General features: G+C 66.6%; 12 protein-coding genes. 5 read left to right on the top strand and 7 right to left on the bottom strand.

Annotated elements, in window-relative coordinates; all coding sequences use genetic code 11:
• Nucleotides 1-62: 62 nt before the first annotated feature.
• Nucleotides 63-1,205 carry a PilT/PilU family type 4a pilus ATPase gene (locus DI041_RS10905; protein ID WP_005408369.1) on the bottom strand — a complete coding sequence of 381 codons (1,143 nt, stop codon included), beginning with the start codon at nt 1,203-1,205 and terminating at the stop codon, nt 63-65.
• Between the two features lie 84 nt (nt 1,206-1,289).
• Complete coding sequence (locus DI041_RS10900; RefSeq protein ID WP_004147099.1) at nt 1,290-2,327, bottom strand: type IV pilus twitching motility protein PilT; 1,038 nt, start codon at nt 2,325-2,327, stop codon at nt 1,290-1,292.
• A gap of 87 nt (nt 2,328-2,414) precedes the next feature.
• Here DI041_RS10900 and DI041_RS10895 point away from each other — a divergent pair, with 87 nt between their 5' ends.
• Together DI041_RS10895 and proC are read left to right on the top strand one after the other, a co-directional pair.
• Nucleotides 2,415-3,092 carry a YggS family pyridoxal phosphate-dependent enzyme gene (locus DI041_RS10895; protein ID WP_136638896.1) on the top strand — a complete coding sequence of 226 codons (678 nt, stop codon included), beginning with the start codon at nt 2,415-2,417 and terminating at the stop codon, nt 3,090-3,092.
• Nucleotides 3,093-3,110: 18 nt separating this feature from the next.
• Nucleotides 3,111-3,932: a pyrroline-5-carboxylate reductase gene (gene proC, locus DI041_RS10890; RefSeq protein WP_136638897.1), complete on the top strand. Its 822-nt coding sequence runs from the start codon at nt 3,111-3,113 to the stop codon at nt 3,930-3,932.
• A 46-nt stretch (nt 3,933-3,978) separates the two neighbouring features.
• Here proC and DI041_RS10885 read toward each other — a convergent pair whose 3' ends face one another.
• Complete coding sequence (locus DI041_RS10885; RefSeq protein WP_136638898.1) at nt 3,979-4,854, bottom strand: LysR family transcriptional regulator; 876 nt, start codon at nt 4,852-4,854, stop codon at nt 3,979-3,981.
• A 99-nt stretch (nt 4,855-4,953) separates the two neighbouring features.
• On the opposite strand from DI041_RS10885, the gene DI041_RS10880 reads away from it, so the two are divergent.
• Complete coding sequence (locus DI041_RS10880; RefSeq protein ID WP_136638899.1) at nt 4,954-5,556, top strand: short chain dehydrogenase; 603 nt, start codon at nt 4,954-4,956, stop codon at nt 5,554-5,556.
• Nucleotides 5,557-5,606: 50 nt separating this feature from the next.
• Here the strand turns inward: DI041_RS10880 and soxR are convergent, their stop codons facing one another.
• Complete coding sequence (gene soxR, locus DI041_RS10875; RefSeq protein ID WP_046982747.1) at nt 5,607-6,041, bottom strand: redox-sensitive transcriptional activator SoxR; 435 nt, start codon at nt 6,039-6,041, stop codon at nt 5,607-5,609.
• Between the two features lie 29 nt (nt 6,042-6,070).
• Between soxR and DI041_RS10870 the strand changes: the two genes are divergently transcribed.
• Nucleotides 6,071-7,492, top strand: coding sequence for an MFS transporter (locus DI041_RS10870; RefSeq protein ID WP_136638900.1), 1,422 nt, complete (start codon nt 6,071-6,073; stop codon nt 7,490-7,492).
• Nucleotides 7,493-7,538: 46 nt separating this feature from the next.
• On the opposite strand, the gene DI041_RS10865 is transcribed toward DI041_RS10870, so the two are convergent.
• Together DI041_RS10865 and DI041_RS10860 are read right to left on the bottom strand one after the other, a co-directional pair.
• Nucleotides 7,539-9,572, bottom strand: a complete 2,034-nt coding sequence (locus DI041_RS10865; RefSeq protein WP_136638901.1) for an esterase/lipase family protein — start codon at nt 9,570-9,572, stop codon at nt 7,539-7,541.
• Entirely contained in the window at nt 9,572-10,561 is a 990-nt protein-coding gene (locus DI041_RS10860; RefSeq protein ID WP_136638902.1) for an Lnb N-terminal periplasmic domain-containing protein, read from the bottom strand. The genes DI041_RS10865 and DI041_RS10860 overlap by 1 nt, the downstream gene beginning before the upstream one ends.
• A gap of 156 nt (nt 10,562-10,717) precedes the next feature.
• On the opposite strand from DI041_RS10860, the gene DI041_RS10855 reads away from it, so the two are divergent.
• Complete coding sequence (locus DI041_RS10855) at nt 10,718-11,122, top strand: GFA family protein (RefSeq protein WP_136638903.1); 405 nt, start codon at nt 10,718-10,720, stop codon at nt 11,120-11,122.
• A 270-nt stretch (nt 11,123-11,392) separates the two neighbouring features.
• Here DI041_RS10855 and DI041_RS10850 read toward each other — a convergent pair whose 3' ends face one another.
• On the bottom strand, nt 11,393-14,494 hold the full coding sequence (locus DI041_RS10850; RefSeq protein WP_136638904.1) for an efflux RND transporter permease subunit: 3,102 nt from the start codon (nt 14,492-14,494) through the stop codon (nt 11,393-11,395).

Here is a 14,494-nt window from a genome sequence, read left to right as displayed (position 1 = left end):
CCGGCGTGCATCCGGCGCTGTAGTCATCCCGGAGCAGAGGGCGCCCGCAGGCGCCCGTCCGGTCATCGGATCTCGGAAATCTCCACGCCATCCAGCCCCTGCGACAGGGTGCGGGCATCGCCGCCCTGGCTGAGCTTGATGCGCAGGCGCACTTCGTTCTGCGAATCGGCGTAGCGCAGCGCGTCCTCGTAGCTGATCTCGCCAGCCTGGTAAAGCTCGAACAGGCTCTGGTCGAAGGTCTTCATGCCCAGCTGGACCGAATCCTTCATCACTTCCTTCAGCTTGTGGATCTCGCCGTCGCGGATGTAGTCCTGCACCAGCGGCGTGCCCAGCAGGATCTCCATCGCCACCTTGCGCGAACGGCCATCGGGCGACGGCACCAGCTGCTGCGCAACCACACCCTTGAGGTTCAACGACAGGTCCATCAGCAACTGGTTGCGACGGTCTTCCGGGAAGAAGTTGACGATGCGGTCCATCGCCTGGTTGGCGTTGTTGGCATGCAGGGTGCACAGCACCAGGTGGCCGGTTTCCGCGAACGCGATGGCGTGGTCCATGCCCTCGCGGGTACGCACCTCGCCGATCATGATCACGTCCGGCGCCTGGCGCAGGGTGTTCTTCAGCGCTGCTTCCCAGCTGTCGGTATCGATGCCGACCTCGCGCTGGGTGATGATGCAGCCCTCGTGCTTGTGCACGAACTCGATCGGATCTTCGATGGTGATGATGTGGCCGGTCGAGTTCTGGTTGCGGTAGCCGATCATCGCCGCCAGCGAGGTCGATTTACCGGTACCGGTGGCGCCGACGAACAGGATGATGCCGCGCTTGGTCATCGCCAGCGTCTTGATGATCGGCGGCAGGCTCAGTTCTTCCACCGTCGGAATGCGCGTCTCGATACGACGCAGCACCATGCCCACCTGGTTGCGCTGGTAGAAGCAGCTGACACGGAAGCGGCCGACACCGGACAGGCCGATGGCGAAGTTGCACTCGTGGGTCTTCTCGAATTCCTCGCGCTGCGCCGGGGTCATCACGTTCAGCACCAGATCGCGGCTCTGCTGCGGGGTCAGTGGTGTCTGCGTGATCGGCGAGATCTTGCCGTTGACCTTCATCGCCGGCGGCATGCCTGCGGTGATGAACAGGTCCGAGGCGCGCTGGTGCGCCATCAGCTTGAGGAACGATGTGAAATCGATGGTGGTGGCAGTGGTGTTCACGAAAGGCTCCAGGAATCGGTCGGTGGAGGGAACATCGCGGGGACAGCCGCGCCTTGCTGCGCGCTGCCCCGCCATTGCCTCGCCTTACTCGAACAGACGCTTGTCCTTGGCGTACTCGCGGGCCTGGTTGCGGGTGATCAGGCTGCGCTTGACCAGGTCCTGCAGGTGCTGGTCCAGGGTCATCATGCCGTACTGCTGGCCGGTCTGGATGGCCGAATACATCTGCGCCACCTTGTCCTCGCGGATCAGGTTGCGGATGGCCGGGGTGCCGACCATGATTTCCCACGCAGCGGTACGACCGCCGCCGACCTTCTTCAGCAGCGCCTGCGAGATCACTGCACGCAGCGACTCGGACAGCATCGAACGCACCATCGGCTTTTCGCCGGCCGGGAACACGTCGATGATGCGGTCGATGGTCTTGGCGGCCGAACTGGTGTGCAGGGTGCCGAACACCAGGTGGCCGGTTTCCGCCGCGGTCAGCGCCAGACGGATGGTTTCCAGGTCACGAAGTTCGCCGACCAGGATGATGTCCGGATCCTCACGCAGTGCCGAGCGCAGCGCTTCGTTGAAGCCATGCGTGTCGCGGTGCACTTCGCGCTGGTTGATCAGGCACTTCTGCGAGGTGTGCACGAATTCGATCGGATCCTCGACGGTGAGGATGTGGCCGTATTCGTTCTTGTTGATGTAGTCGATCATCGCCGCCAGCGTGGTCGACTTGCCCGAACCGGTCGGGCCGGTGACCAGGATCAGGCCCTGCGGCTGCTGGATCACTTCGCGGAACAACGGCGGGCAGGCCAGGTCCTCGAGGGTCAGCACTTCGGACGGAATGGTACGGAACACCGCACCAGCGCCGCGGTTCTGGTTGAACGCATTGACACGGAAGCGCGCCAGCGACGGGATCTCGAAGGAGAAGTCCACTTCGAGGAATTCCTCGTAATCGCGGCGCTGCTTGTCGGACATGATGTCGTACACCAGCGCATGGACCTGCTTGTGGTCCAGGGCTGGGATGTTGATCCGGCGAACGTCGCCGTCCACGCGGATCATCGGCGGCAGGCCTGCAGACAGATGCAGGTCGGACGCTTTGTTCTTTACGGAAAACGCCAACAGCTCGGCGATATCCATGAGCGGCTACTCCCCAATAACGGCTTCGACTGGAAGGATCTTTCCCCGGGCGGCAGTATAGCCTCCTGATTCAACGGAACGCGTTACGTGGCCACTCCCCTGCCCCAGATCCTGAGCAACCTGCATGCCGCCGCCGAGGCCGCTGGCAGGCCCGATCCACGCCTGCTGGCGGTGTCCAAGACCCAGCCGGCCGAGGCCGTGGCCGCGCTGGCCGCACAGGGCCAGCACGCCTTCGGCGAGAACTACGTGCAGGAAGCACTGGCCAAGATGCAGGTGCTGCAGCACCTGGAACTGGAATGGCACCTGATCGGCCACCTGCAGTCGAACAAGGCCGAGGCCGTGGCCAGCCACTTCGACTGGGTACAGAGCGTGGACCGGCCCAAGCTGGTGACCGCACTGGCACGCCATCGCCCGGCCGCGCGCGGCCCGCTGAACGTGCTGGTCCAGGTCAACATCGACGACGAATCCAGCAAGCATGGCTGTGCACCAGAGGATGTGGACGCGCTGGCCGCCGCAATTGCCGCCGAGCCCCAGCTGCGCCTGCGCGGTCTGATGGCGATTCCCGCACCGTGGCCACAGGCCGAGCGCCGTCGTGACGCGTTCGTGCGCATGCGCACACTTTTCCAGTCGCTGGGCGCCCAGCACACGCATGTCGACACGCTGTCGATGGGCATGAGCAGCGACTACGCCGAGGCCATCGCCGAGGGCGCCACCCTGGTGCGCATCGGCACCGCTCTGTTCGGCGCGCGCCCGCGCCCGGCCTGATATTCCAAGGAGACTTCCATGGCAGTTGATTCCATCACCTTCATCGGCGGCGGCAACATGGCCCGCAGCCTGATCGCCGGCCTGATCCGCCAGGGCGTACCCGCCGCGCACATCCACGTGGCCGAACCGGTGGCCGCATTGCGCGAGTCACTGGCCACCGATTTCGGCGTGCAGGTGCACGACAACGCCGCCGATGCTGCCACACAGGGCAATACCTGGCTGCTGGCGGTGAAGCCGCAGGTACTGCGCGATGTGTGCCAGTCGCTGCAGGCGCTGGCGCAGGCGAACCGGCCGCTGGTGGTGTCCATTGCCGCCGGCATCACCAGCGCCCAGCTGGAACGCTGGCTGGGCGGCAACCTGCCGGTGGTGCGCGCGATGCCAAACACCCCGGCCCTGCTCGGCGCCGGTGTGACCGGGCTGTACGCCACGCCATCAGTGGATGCGCAGCAGCACGCGCGCGCCGAACAGGTACTGGCCAGTGCCGGGCGCACGGTGTGGATCGATAGTGAGGCGCTGATGGATTCGGTGACTGCTGTATCCGGCAGCGGGCCGGCCTATGTGTTCCTGCTGGCCGAAGCGATGGAAGCAGCGGGTATCGCCCAGGGCCTGCCTGCAGAAGCAGCGCGCACGCTGGTGGTGCAGACACTGCTGGGTGCTTCGCGCATGCTCGATGAAGCCGGCGAAAGCCCGGCCGAACTGCGCCGCCGAGTGACCTCGCCGAACGGCACCACCCAGGCGGCGATCCAGAGCTTCCAGGCCGGTGGTTTCGAGGCGCTGGTGGACACGGCGCTGCGCGCCGCGCAGGTGCGTGGGCAGGAGCTGTCTGCGGCGAATGATTGATTCAGGTCGGTGCCGACCAACGGTCGGCAACCACCCACGCTTGTGATCAGTCCGCCAATGTGGCCATGACGAAATCGACGAAGCACTGCAGGCGCGGACGCGGCCGTCGATCCGGCAGGTAGATCAGGTGCATCGGCCGCGGTTCCGGCAGGTAGTCGCGCAGCAGGGGCTTCAACCGCCCGGCCGCGATCTCGCCGGCCAGCAGCGCGGTCGGTTGCAGCACCAGCCCTGCGCCGGCCACGGCGGCCTCGCGCAGTGCAACACCATCGTTGCAGGTCAGCCGCGCCTCCCAATCAACCTGTTCACCGTTGGCCAGCTGCCAACCATGGCCGCCGCGCCAGGCCAGATGGCTCAGGCAGTCATGCCCGACCAGATCCCCAGGGGTGTGCGGCGTACCACGCCGACGCAGGTAGGACGGTGCCGCGCACAGGCTCATCGCGTACGGCGGCAACGGCCGCGCCACCACTTCCTGTGACGGCAGCGGCCCGACGCGGATTGCCACGTCGAAGCCGTCCTCGATCAGATCCACGCGGCGGTTGCTCAGGTCCAGCTCGATGTTCAACTGCGGCTGCGCGCGCAGCAGGCCGGCAAGCTGCGGTGCCAGCACGCAGCTGCCCCAGGTAGTCGGCGCGCTGACCCGCAGCAGGCCACGTGGCTGCACCTGCAGGCCGGCGACATCGGCCTCGGCCTGCTGCACCTGCTCCAGCACCTGCCGGCACCCGGCCAGGTAGGCGCTGCCGGCTTCGGTCAGGCGCTGGCGGCGGGTGTTCCGCTGCAGCAGCGCGGTCCCCAGGTGCGTCTCCAACTGCTGGATGTACTTGCCCACCATCACCGCCGAAACCTGCAGCTGATCGGCGGCGCCAGTGAAGCTGCCGCGCTCGGCCACCGCGACGAAGGCCTGCATGCAGCGAAGCGTATCCATTGCTAACCCTTAGTTAGGAATCTTCGAAGCATACGCCCCTTACCGAACACATATGTGAGGGCGCAGACTGCGCTCATCCCCCTCTCGCAAGGAACCGCCATGAAGATTCTCCTTGTGGGTGCCAGCGGCACCCTCGGCCAGGCAGTCGCGCGCCAGCTTGGCCAGCAGCACCAGATCCTGACCGCCGGCCGCAACAGCGGCGAACTGCGCGTCGACCTGACCGACGACGCCAGCGTCGCCGAACTGTTCGCGCGCACCGGCCCGGTCGATGCGGTGATCTCCACCGCCGGCAAGCTGCACTTCGGCCCGCTGCAGGACATGACGCCCGAGCAGTTCAACATCGGCCTGCAGGACAAACTGCTGGGCCAGGTGCGGCTGGCACTGACCGCGCAGCACCATCTCAGCGCCGGGGGCTCGATCACCCTGACCAGCGGCATCGTCAGCGCACAGCCGATCAGAGATGGCGCCAACGCCACCTCGGTGAATGCCGCGCTGGAAGGCTTCGTGCGTGCCGCTGCGCTGGAACTGCTGCCGCGCGGCCTGCGCATCAACGTGGTCAGCCCGAACGTGCTGATCGAATCGATGGCCGCCTACGGGCCCTACTTCCCCGGCTTTGAAGCGGTGAGCGCACAGCGCGCGGCACTGGCGTTCCAGCGCGCGGTGGAAGGCATCCAGAGCGGCGAGACGATCACGGTCTGGTGATCCGCCGGGCATGGCCCGGCGCTACCCGGAGCCGGGCCCTTTCCCGTGCGTCATTCCCAGCGCATCGGGCCGTCGCCGCGTTCGCCGAGGACGTCCCCCGGGTTGGCCAGGCGACAGTGCTGCAGCGACAGGCAGCCACAGCCGATGCAACCGGTGAGTTCGTCGCGCAGCAGCTGCAGCATGTGGATGCGCTCCTCCAGTTCGGTGCGCCAGCGTGCGGACAGCTTGGCCCAGTCGGACTTGGTCGGTGCGCGGCCCTCGGGCAGGCTTTCAAAAGCGCGGCCAACGGCTTCCAGTGGCATGCCCACCCGCTGCGCCACGCGGATCACGGCCAGCCGGCGCAGCACGTCACGGCTGTAGCGTCGCTGGTTGCCCGAGGTGCGCAGGCTGCTGATCAGCCCCTTGCGCTCATAGAAATGCAGCGCGGAAATGGCCACGCCACTGCGCTGGGATACCTCGCCAACGCTCAGATCCTGGGACACCATTGCTTGACCTCAACTGCAGTTGAGGTGTCATGCTGCTATCTTCGCCGCCAGTTGACAAGCGCGGCCCGCACCTGACCCGTATGACCCCCACTGCCTCTTCCATCGACGCCAGCACGTCGGCCGACACTTCGATCCTGTCAGCACGCTACCGCGCCACCACCATCGGCATGGTCGCGCTGGTCGCGCTGCACGCCTTCGAGGCGTTGGCGGTAGCCGCAGCCATGCCAACCGTAGCCGAGGCGCTGGATGGCCTGCGCCTGTATGCACTTGCGTTCGGTGGAACGCTGGCCACCAGCGTGATCGGCATGACCCTGGCCGGGCGCTGGGCCGACCGCCAGGGGCCGGCGCGGCCGCTGTGGTATGGGCTGGCCTGCTTCGTGCTGGGCCTGCTGCTGGCCGGCTTCGCGATGCGCATGGGCATGCTGGTGGCGGGCCGACTGCTGCAGGGCCTGGGTGCAGGGGCGATCTCGGTGTCGCTGTATGTGATGGTCGGGCGCAGCTACCCCGAGCACCTGCGGCCAAAGGTATTTGCCGCGTTCTCCGCAGGCTGGGTAGTGCCGTCGATGATCGGCCCGGCACTGAGCGGCCTGATCGTGCAGCACCTCGGCTGGCGTTGGGTGTTCCTGGCGGTGCCGCTGCTGGCGGTCCCGGCCGCGCTGCTGCTGCGCCCGGCACTGGCACGCATGCAATCCACTGATGCTGCCAGCAGCGACGATGGACGCGGCAACGTGGTGCGCTGGGCCGGCGGTGCCTCGCTGGCGGCCCTGCTGCTGTACTTCGGTGGCCAGCAACGCGGCGTGCCGGCCCTGCTCTGCATCGGCGTGGCGCTGCTGGCGCTGCTGTTCTGCGTGCACCGCCTGTTGCCAGCCGGCACGTTGCTGCTGCGCCGCGGCCTGCCCAGCGTGATCGCCCTGCGCGGCATCGCTGCAGCAGCATTCTTCGCCTGCGAGGCCTACCTGCCACTGCTGTTGCAGCGCGAGCGCGGACTCTCGCCCAGCTGGGCCGGTGCCGTGCTCAGCCTCGGTGCGCTGGGCTGGTTCGCGGGCTCCTGGCTGCAGGGCCATCAACAGCGCGGATGGTCGCGCCAGCAGCTGCTCCGCGTGGGCACGCCGCTGATGACGATCGGTATCGCCGCCACCCTGGCGGTGCTGTTCAATGCGGTGCCGTTGCCGGTCGCACTGGTCGGCTGGGCGTTGACCGGCTTCGGCATGGGCATGATCTACGCCAGCCTGTCGGTGCTGACGCTTTCGCTGTCGGCGCCGCATGAGCAGGGCGCCAACACCTCGGCGCTGCAGCTGAGCGAAGCGTTGTCGGTGACCACCGCACTGGCGGTGTCCGGTGCGGTGTTCGCGTTGTTCGTGGAAACCGCACCACACACCGGCTACTTCCTGTGCCTGGTGATTACCTTCGGCCTGGCACTGCTGGCCACGGTGATCGCGCGGCGGGTGTAGCGCCGCCGGACGGATTCCGCCGGGCATGGCCCGGCGACCGCAGCGGTCAGGGTCTCGCGCCGGTCCCCACATCATCGACGTCGCGATGCAGGATGCGCCGCACCTCCAGCACCGCCTGCGGGGTTTCCTGCACGCTGTGGCCGGAAATGATCACCTTCTCGGACAATGCACCCGGCAGGTGCGCGCTCCAGTACGGCACCAGCCCATCATCGGACTTCTCCACCGGCAGCTCCGGCTTGCGCTGGGCGATGATCGAGTGGTACTTCAGGCCGGCTTCAATCGGCAGCTGCGCGGCGGCCTTCACGAACGGGTCGCTGGCCTTGAGGTTGTCGATGCTGTTGGGAATCTTCGGCTTGGCGGTACCGTCGACCTGCTGCTCGGCCTGCGCCAGCGCCAGGAACACATCCTCGAACTTGCCGAGGATGGTCAGCGGCAGCCGCACCAGGCGACCGATCAGGCGCCCGACCTTGTTGCCTGCGATGTCGGTGCCCTGGTGCGGGGCAGCGATGAAGATCGCACGCTCCACGTTCGGCTGTGCCTTGAAATGCAGCAGCGGCCCCAGCTTGTTCTGCACCCGCTTCAACCGTTCACCCTTCAGATCGTAGTTGGCCAGCAGGTCGTTCCACAGTACATCGCCGGAATCGCTCACCAGCAGCCGCGCCAGTACGCCACCCATGCTGTGGCCGATGTAGACCATGTCCTTCGACGCACGCGTGCTGCCGTTGGGATCAAAATGCTTCAGCGTGTCGTTGAACGCGTTGGCGATCTCGTACCGGTTCAACGCGATCGGCGCATTGGTCGGGTAGTAGACCTGCCACACCTGGAACTTCTGGCGCAGCTCGGGATCACCCATGATTTCGTTGGCCAGGTTCACCCACGCTTCCGGGCTGCTGGCCAGGCCGTGCAGCATGAAGATGATGCGGCGGTTCGGATCCCACGGCTGCATCAGGTAGATGTGCGGCTCGCCGATGCCCTCGCTCATGCCGAACAGGGTGCGCAGCGACTGCCGGGCGAAGCCACTCTGCGCCAGCCACAGGCCGTAGGCGGCAGTGAAGTTGCCGGCCAGCGGCACCTGCTCGCCGTGCAGGGTGATGCGCTCGGTGGCTTCCGGCGAATAGGCATCGAGCTCGACCCGGCGCGTGCGCATCACGTCTTCCAGGCTGCTGCCTTCGAACCGCAGCAGCGCAGTGACGTTGATTGAGGACATCTCACTGAACTCGGGCACCGAATCGTCATGGCGATGGCGGCGGCCACGACGCTCGTCGTTCTCGTCGTTCTCGTCGTCCTGCGTGGTTTCGGCCTTCGGGCCATCCGGGGCGATCACCGGTGCGACCAGCTTCGGCGGATCCATCACCATCACCAGCTCGGCACCGAAGCCATCGCGGCGATAGGTGCTGCGCAGGCCGACAAAGCTGACGGTGCCGGCCGGAACCAGCTGCGCGGGAATGCTCTTCAGACCCAGCTGCTGGTAGTTGGACGCCAGCGACCAGCTGCCAACCGTGATCGGCTTCGTATAGTCCTCGCCGGCCAGTGCAGCGGCACGCGCGCGCACGAACAACACCACTGCCGCCTTTTCGGCCGCGTAGTTGTAGTAGTCACGCACCTGTGTCTGCCGGTCCTCGAAGGCACGATCGGACGGCGAGCGGCCGCTGTAGAACAGGTACGCGTACGCATAGCGCGCGGCCTCCAGCCACGCATCCAGCGCCGCATCGCTCATCGGCGGATCACCGGCAGCGGTCTTCTTCGGCGTCAGCGCCAGCGCGGCCTTCACCCACAACTCGGACAATGCTGACAGGCGCTGTTCGACGTTGAGGTCGTCGGTCATCAGCAGTGTGCTGCGGCAGACCAGGAAGTCCTTCTCGCACTGCGATTCGTCCAGGCCCGCTGCGCTGAGCGTTTCACGCGCGGCCGGGCTGAGCTTGCCGGTGTTGAGCACATCCGCGCGCTTGTTGACCAGCGAATCGCTGGACTTGACCTGCTTGACGGTGACCATCGCGCAGCCGCTGCTTCCCAGCAGCAGGAAGGCGGCGAACAACACCGGCAGCAGGCGCTGCCAGCGGGTCAGAAAGAGTTGGGTCATTACTGCGGGTCCTGCTCGGTGCCGGGCACGCCCTGGCGGATTACGGTGGAGAAATTGGCGCCATCACCGAGATCCAGCGCGCGCTGGGTGATGCGGCCCTTGGCATGCAGTTCGGTGTACGGCACACCCGGCGTGAGCGCACCGACCTCCTGCGCGTACTCGGCCAGGTAACCGGACAGCAGCAGGCGGTAATCCAGCGGCAGGCGCGGTGCGATATGCCGGGCCAGGTCGAAGACGATGGTCGTGCAGTTGCTGGTCAGCGTGTTGTAGAAGCCCGGCTTCGCATCCAGCTCGCGCGCCTGCGCGATATACGCAGCGAACAGTTCCTTCAGCTGCGCGCGGTCCATGCCGTGCAGGCGGTACAGGTAGACATCTTCGCCACGGGCGTTGGTGCGGGTGCGGATGATGTCGGTCTCCTCCGAAGCCACCAGGGTCATCTCGAACTTGCGGAAGAAGCCGCCCAGAGCGGAGAACGACTCACCGCGCTCCTTGCGGATCTCCAGCGAAAACACCACGTGGCGTCCATCCTCGAAGCCGAACGAGATCAGGGTGTGGGCGATCGCCGGGCCCATCCAGTACGACAGCACCAGGTCGGCCGAGCGCAGCTGGTCCAGGTTGTATTCGCGGCGCACCCAATGCGCGTCGTAGTCGGTTTCGCTGCGCCAGGTGAAGTCACGCACGTTGTCCAGCACCACGTGGCGCCCGTCGAAGGACACCACGTGCAGGCGTTGGGCCACGTCATCGGCCCACACGCGGTCCTGGCGCGGGGTCAGCAGCAGCCACCACAGGCCGGCCAGTGCCAGCGATGCCCCGAAGGCCAGGCCCAGTCGGCGCGAGGCACGGCCCCGCGCGACCCGCCACGATGCCCACAGCGCAACCAGCAGCCACAGCACGGCCACGCCGTTGGCCAGCCAACCCGGCCCCGGCAACTGGTAGGCCAGCAGCCCGCTCACCCACAGCGCCAGCAGCACCGTGGCACTTCCTGTCATCCAACGTCCTGCGGCTTTCACTGGCATCCTGTCGCGGTCTCGAAGCCGCATAGTTAGCCACAAGCGGGTTCACCGTGGCATCTACGGTCCGTTCAGGCAGGCTGGCGCAGCGTCGGCAGCGGCCCTGCGGTCGCGTTCCATCCCCGAGGAGAAACCATGGGCATCACTTCCGTGGCCGGCGTTCCGGTCCAACCCCGGCACCGCGCCAGCTGTCATTGCGGCACGGTCGAACTGCTGCTGGACCTGCCGGACGGTATTGTCGAACCTCGCCGCTGCGACTGCTCGATGTGCCGGCGCCGCGGCGCCATTGCCGCCAGCGTCACCCGCCAGGGCCTGCAGGTGGTACGTGGGCAGGGCCACCTGCAGCTGTACCAGTTCAACACCCATGTGGCCGAGCACTATTTCTGCGGTATCTGCGGCATCTACACCCACCACCGGCGGCGCTCCAACCCCGACCAGTACGGCTACAACGTGGCCTGCCTGGAGGGCATCGACCCGTTCGCGCTGGGCGTGATACCGGTCAACGACGGGGTCAACCACCCGGCCGACCGCCGCACCTAGTGGCGGGTGCGCCGAGGCGGTGCGGCGACCTTCTGCCACGGTGCCATGCCACTGCGCCCGGCGCGCACCGGGCGCTTCAGCCAGGGCCGTCTCGGCGCGGCCTGGGGCTGCGCTTCAACCGGGGCAGGTAACGGCCTGCGGCCAGGCCAGAGATGGTCGAGCAGCCACATGGCGGGTCTCCGTGGGGGACGGGGACCTGTACGCTAGCGATGCCTGGGCAAAGAACCGGTGAGGGCCCTGCGGCAGTCAGATGACAACCGCGGCCCACTCTCAGTGCTGCAGCCGTGATCGTCCCAGACGGCGTACCAGCACGAAGAACAACGGCACCAGCACCACCGCCAACACAGTGCCGGAGAGCATGCCGCCGATCACGCTCATGCCGATTTCACGGCGGCTGACCGCACCGGCACCGGTGGCCAGCGCCAGCGGGATCACGCCGGCCACGAAGGCCAGTGAGGTCATCACGATCGGGCGCAGGCGCAGGCGCGCGCCCTGCAGCGCCGCTTCCACCGCCGAACTGCCGGCGCGATAGCGCGCTTCGGCAAACTCAACGATCAGGATCGCGTTCTTCGCCGACAGGCCGATGGTGGTCAGCAGACCGACCTGGAAGTAGATGTCGTTGACGAAGCCCGCAGCCGTGGTCGCCAGCACCGTACCGATCACGCCCAATGGGATCACCAGCACCACCGCCACCGGCACCGTCCAGCTCTCGTAAAGCGCGGCCAGGCACAGGAAGATGAAAGCAATGGAGGCGGTGTACAGCCACAACGTCTGGTTGCTGGCCAGTTGTTCCTGGTAGGACAGGCCACTCCACTGCAGGTCGAACCCGGGTTGATCGGCCACCAGCGCCTGCATGCGCTGCATCGCTTCACCCGAGCTGCGCCCCTCGGCTGCGCTGCCCTGGATCTGCATCGCCGGCAGGCCGTTGAAACGCTGCTGCAGCTGCGGCCCACGCGCCCAGTGGCTGCTGGCAAAGCTGGCGAACGAAGCCATCTGGCCGTTGCCGCCGCGCACGTACCACTGGCCAATGTCGTCGGGCACGCTGCGGTAGGATTGGTCGCCCTGCATGTAGACACGCTTGACCCGGCCGCGGTCGAGGAAGTCGTTGATGTAGCTGCCACCCCAGGCGGCAGACAGCGTGGAATTGATGTCGGCCTGTGCCAGGCCCAGCGCACTGGCCTGGGCGTGGTCGATGTCCAACCGCAGCTCGGCCTTGTCGCCCAGCCCGTTCAAGCGCACGGAGGTCAGCCCGTCGTCTTCGCCCGCCGCGCGCACCACCTGCTCCTGCGCAGCCTGCAACGCCACGCGTCCGGCCGCGCTGGTGTCCTGCAGCCACAGTTCGAAACCACTGGACTGGCCCAGGCCGCGCACTGCCGGTGGCGCCAGCACGTTGACCTTGGCATCGGGCAGCTTGCGGAAATAGGCATTGGCGCGCGCGATGATCGCCGCTGCGGTGTTGTCGCCCTTGCGCTCGTCCCATGGCTTGAGTGCCAGGAAGCCCTGCCCCGCATTCTGGCCGGTACCGGCGTTGTTGCGACCGACCACCACGAACACCACGTCCAGGTTCTGCTTCTCGTGCTCCATGAAGTAACGGCTGATCTGCTCGCCCAGCGCCTCGGTGCGCGCCATCGGCGTGCCTTCCGGCGTGGAGAACTGGAAGGTCACCTGGCCCTGGTCCTCCACCGGCAGGAAGCCGGTGGGCATGCGTGCGTACAAGGCAATCATGGCGATCACCAGCAGCAGGTAGAACGCCATCCATCGCCGCGGCCGGGAGACGACGCCGCCGAGTCTGCCCTGGTAGGCAGACTGGCTGCGTTCGACGCCACGGTTGAACGCGGCGAAGAAGCGCCCCGGTGGCTTCTGCGCCGACGAGGGCTTGAGCAGGGTCGCGCACAACGCCGGTGTCAGGGTCAGCGCGACCAGCGCCGACAACGCCATGGCCGATGCAATCGTGATCGAGAACTGCCGGTAGATGATGCCGGTGGAGCCACCGAACAGCGCCATGGGCAGGAACACCGCACCGAGCACCACGGTGATGCCGATCAGTGCACCGGTGATCTCGCCCATCGACTTCTCGGTTGCCTCGCGTGGCGGCAGGTGCTCTTCGTGGATGATGCGTTCCACGTTCTCCACCACCACGATCGCGTCATCGACCAGCAGGCCGATCGCCAGCACCATCGCGAACAGGGTCAGTGTGTTGATGGTGAATCCGGCAACGGCCAGCACGCCGAAGGTGCCCAGCAGCACCACCGGCACGGTGATCGCCGGGATCAGCGTGGCACGCAGGTTCTGCAGGAACAGGAACATCACCACCACGACCAGTACGATCGCCTCGATCAGGGTGTGGATGACCCCTTCGATGGAGACCCGTACGAACGGCGTGCTGTCGCGTGGATAGGCCACCTGCAGCCCGGGCGGGAACGTAGGCCGCAGCCGTTCAAGCTCCGCGCGTACTGCATCGGCAGTGGCCAGCGCGTTGGCGCCGGAGGCCAGGGTCACCGAGAAACCCGCAGCCGGATAGCCGTTGAGGAAGCTGCTGGTCTGGTAATTCTCCGCGCCGATCTCGACCCGCGCCACGTCGCCCAGGTGCACCGCCGCGCCGCTGGGCAGCGTGCGCAGGATGATCGCGCGGAACTGTTCCGGAGTCTGCAGGCGCGACTGCGCGGTGACGGTGGCATTGAGGCTCTGCGTCGCACTGGACGGCAACGCCCCCAGCTCGCCGGCAGTCACCTGGGTGTTCTGCGCCTGGATCGCGCTGCGCACGTCCGATGGCATCAGGTCATAGGCGCGCAGCTTGTGCGGGTCCAGCCACACGCGCATCGCGTAGGCCGAGCCGAACACGTTGATCTCGCCGACACCGGGAATGCGGCTGATCGGGTCCTGCACGTTGCTGACCAGGAAATCGGAAACATCCACCCGCTCCATGCGCCGGCTGGTGTCGTACAGCGAGACCACCATCAGCGAATCGCCCTGCGACTTCGCGACCGTCACACCCTGCTGCTGCACTTCCTGAGGTAGCCGGTTGATCGCCTGGTTGACGCTGTTCTGTACCTGCACCTGGGCGATATCCGGGTTGGCGCTCTGGTCGAAGGTGACCGTGATGCGCGCCTGCCCGGACGAGGAACTGGTGGACGAGAAATACAGCAGATGGTCGATACCCTTGATCTGCTGCTCGATCACCTGGGTGACGCTGTCTTCCACCGTCTGCGCCGAGGCCCCGGTGTAATTGGCGGTGATGTTGACCTGCGGCGGTGCGATGTCCGGGTACTGCTCCACCGGCAGCTGGGTCACCGCGATGGTGCCGAAGGCCATGATGCAGATCGCCAGGACCCAGGCGAATACCGGGCGATGGATGAAGAAGCGCGGCAGCAT

Origin of the sequence: Stenotrophomonas maltophilia (assembly GCF_004920835.1) — a bacterium.
Lineage (GTDB): Bacteria > Pseudomonadota > Gammaproteobacteria > Xanthomonadales > Xanthomonadaceae > Stenotrophomonas > Stenotrophomonas maltophilia_AQ.
This window is presented reverse-complemented; position numbering and strand designations above follow the sequence as displayed.

Excerpts from the sequence above, each read along its gene's own strand:
- DI041_RS10900 (WP_004147099.1), bottom strand. The coding sequence starts at position 2,327 with ATGGATATCGCCGAGCTGTTGGCGTTTTCCGTAAAGAACAAAGCGTCC.
- proC (WP_136638897.1), top strand. The coding sequence starts at position 3,111 with ATGGCAGTTGATTCCATCACCTTCATCGGCGGCGGCAACATGGCCCGC.
- DI041_RS10885 (WP_136638898.1), bottom strand. The coding sequence starts at position 4,854 with ATGGATACGCTTCGCTGCATGCAGGCCTTCGTCGCGGTGGCCGAGCGC.
- DI041_RS10880 (WP_136638899.1), top strand. The coding sequence starts at position 4,954 with ATGAAGATTCTCCTTGTGGGTGCCAGCGGCACCCTCGGCCAGGCAGTC.
- soxR (WP_046982747.1), bottom strand. The coding sequence starts at position 6,041 with ATGGTGTCCCAGGATCTGAGCGTTGGCGAGGTATCCCAGCGCAGTGGC.
- DI041_RS10870 (WP_136638900.1), top strand. The coding sequence starts at position 6,071 with ATGCTGCTATCTTCGCCGCCAGTTGACAAGCGCGGCCCGCACCTGACC.
- DI041_RS10865 (WP_136638901.1), bottom strand. The coding sequence starts at position 9,572 with ATGACCCAACTCTTTCTGACCCGCTGGCAGCGCCTGCTGCCGGTGTTG.
- DI041_RS10860 (WP_136638902.1), bottom strand. The coding sequence starts at position 10,561 with ATGACAGGAAGTGCCACGGTGCTGCTGGCGCTGTGGGTGAGCGGGCTG.
- DI041_RS10855 (WP_136638903.1), top strand. The coding sequence starts at position 10,718 with ATGGGCATCACTTCCGTGGCCGGCGTTCCGGTCCAACCCCGGCACCGC.
- DI041_RS10850 (WP_136638904.1), bottom strand. The coding sequence starts at position 14,494 with ATGCTGCCGCGCTTCTTCATCCATCGCCCGGTATTCGCCTGGGTCCTG.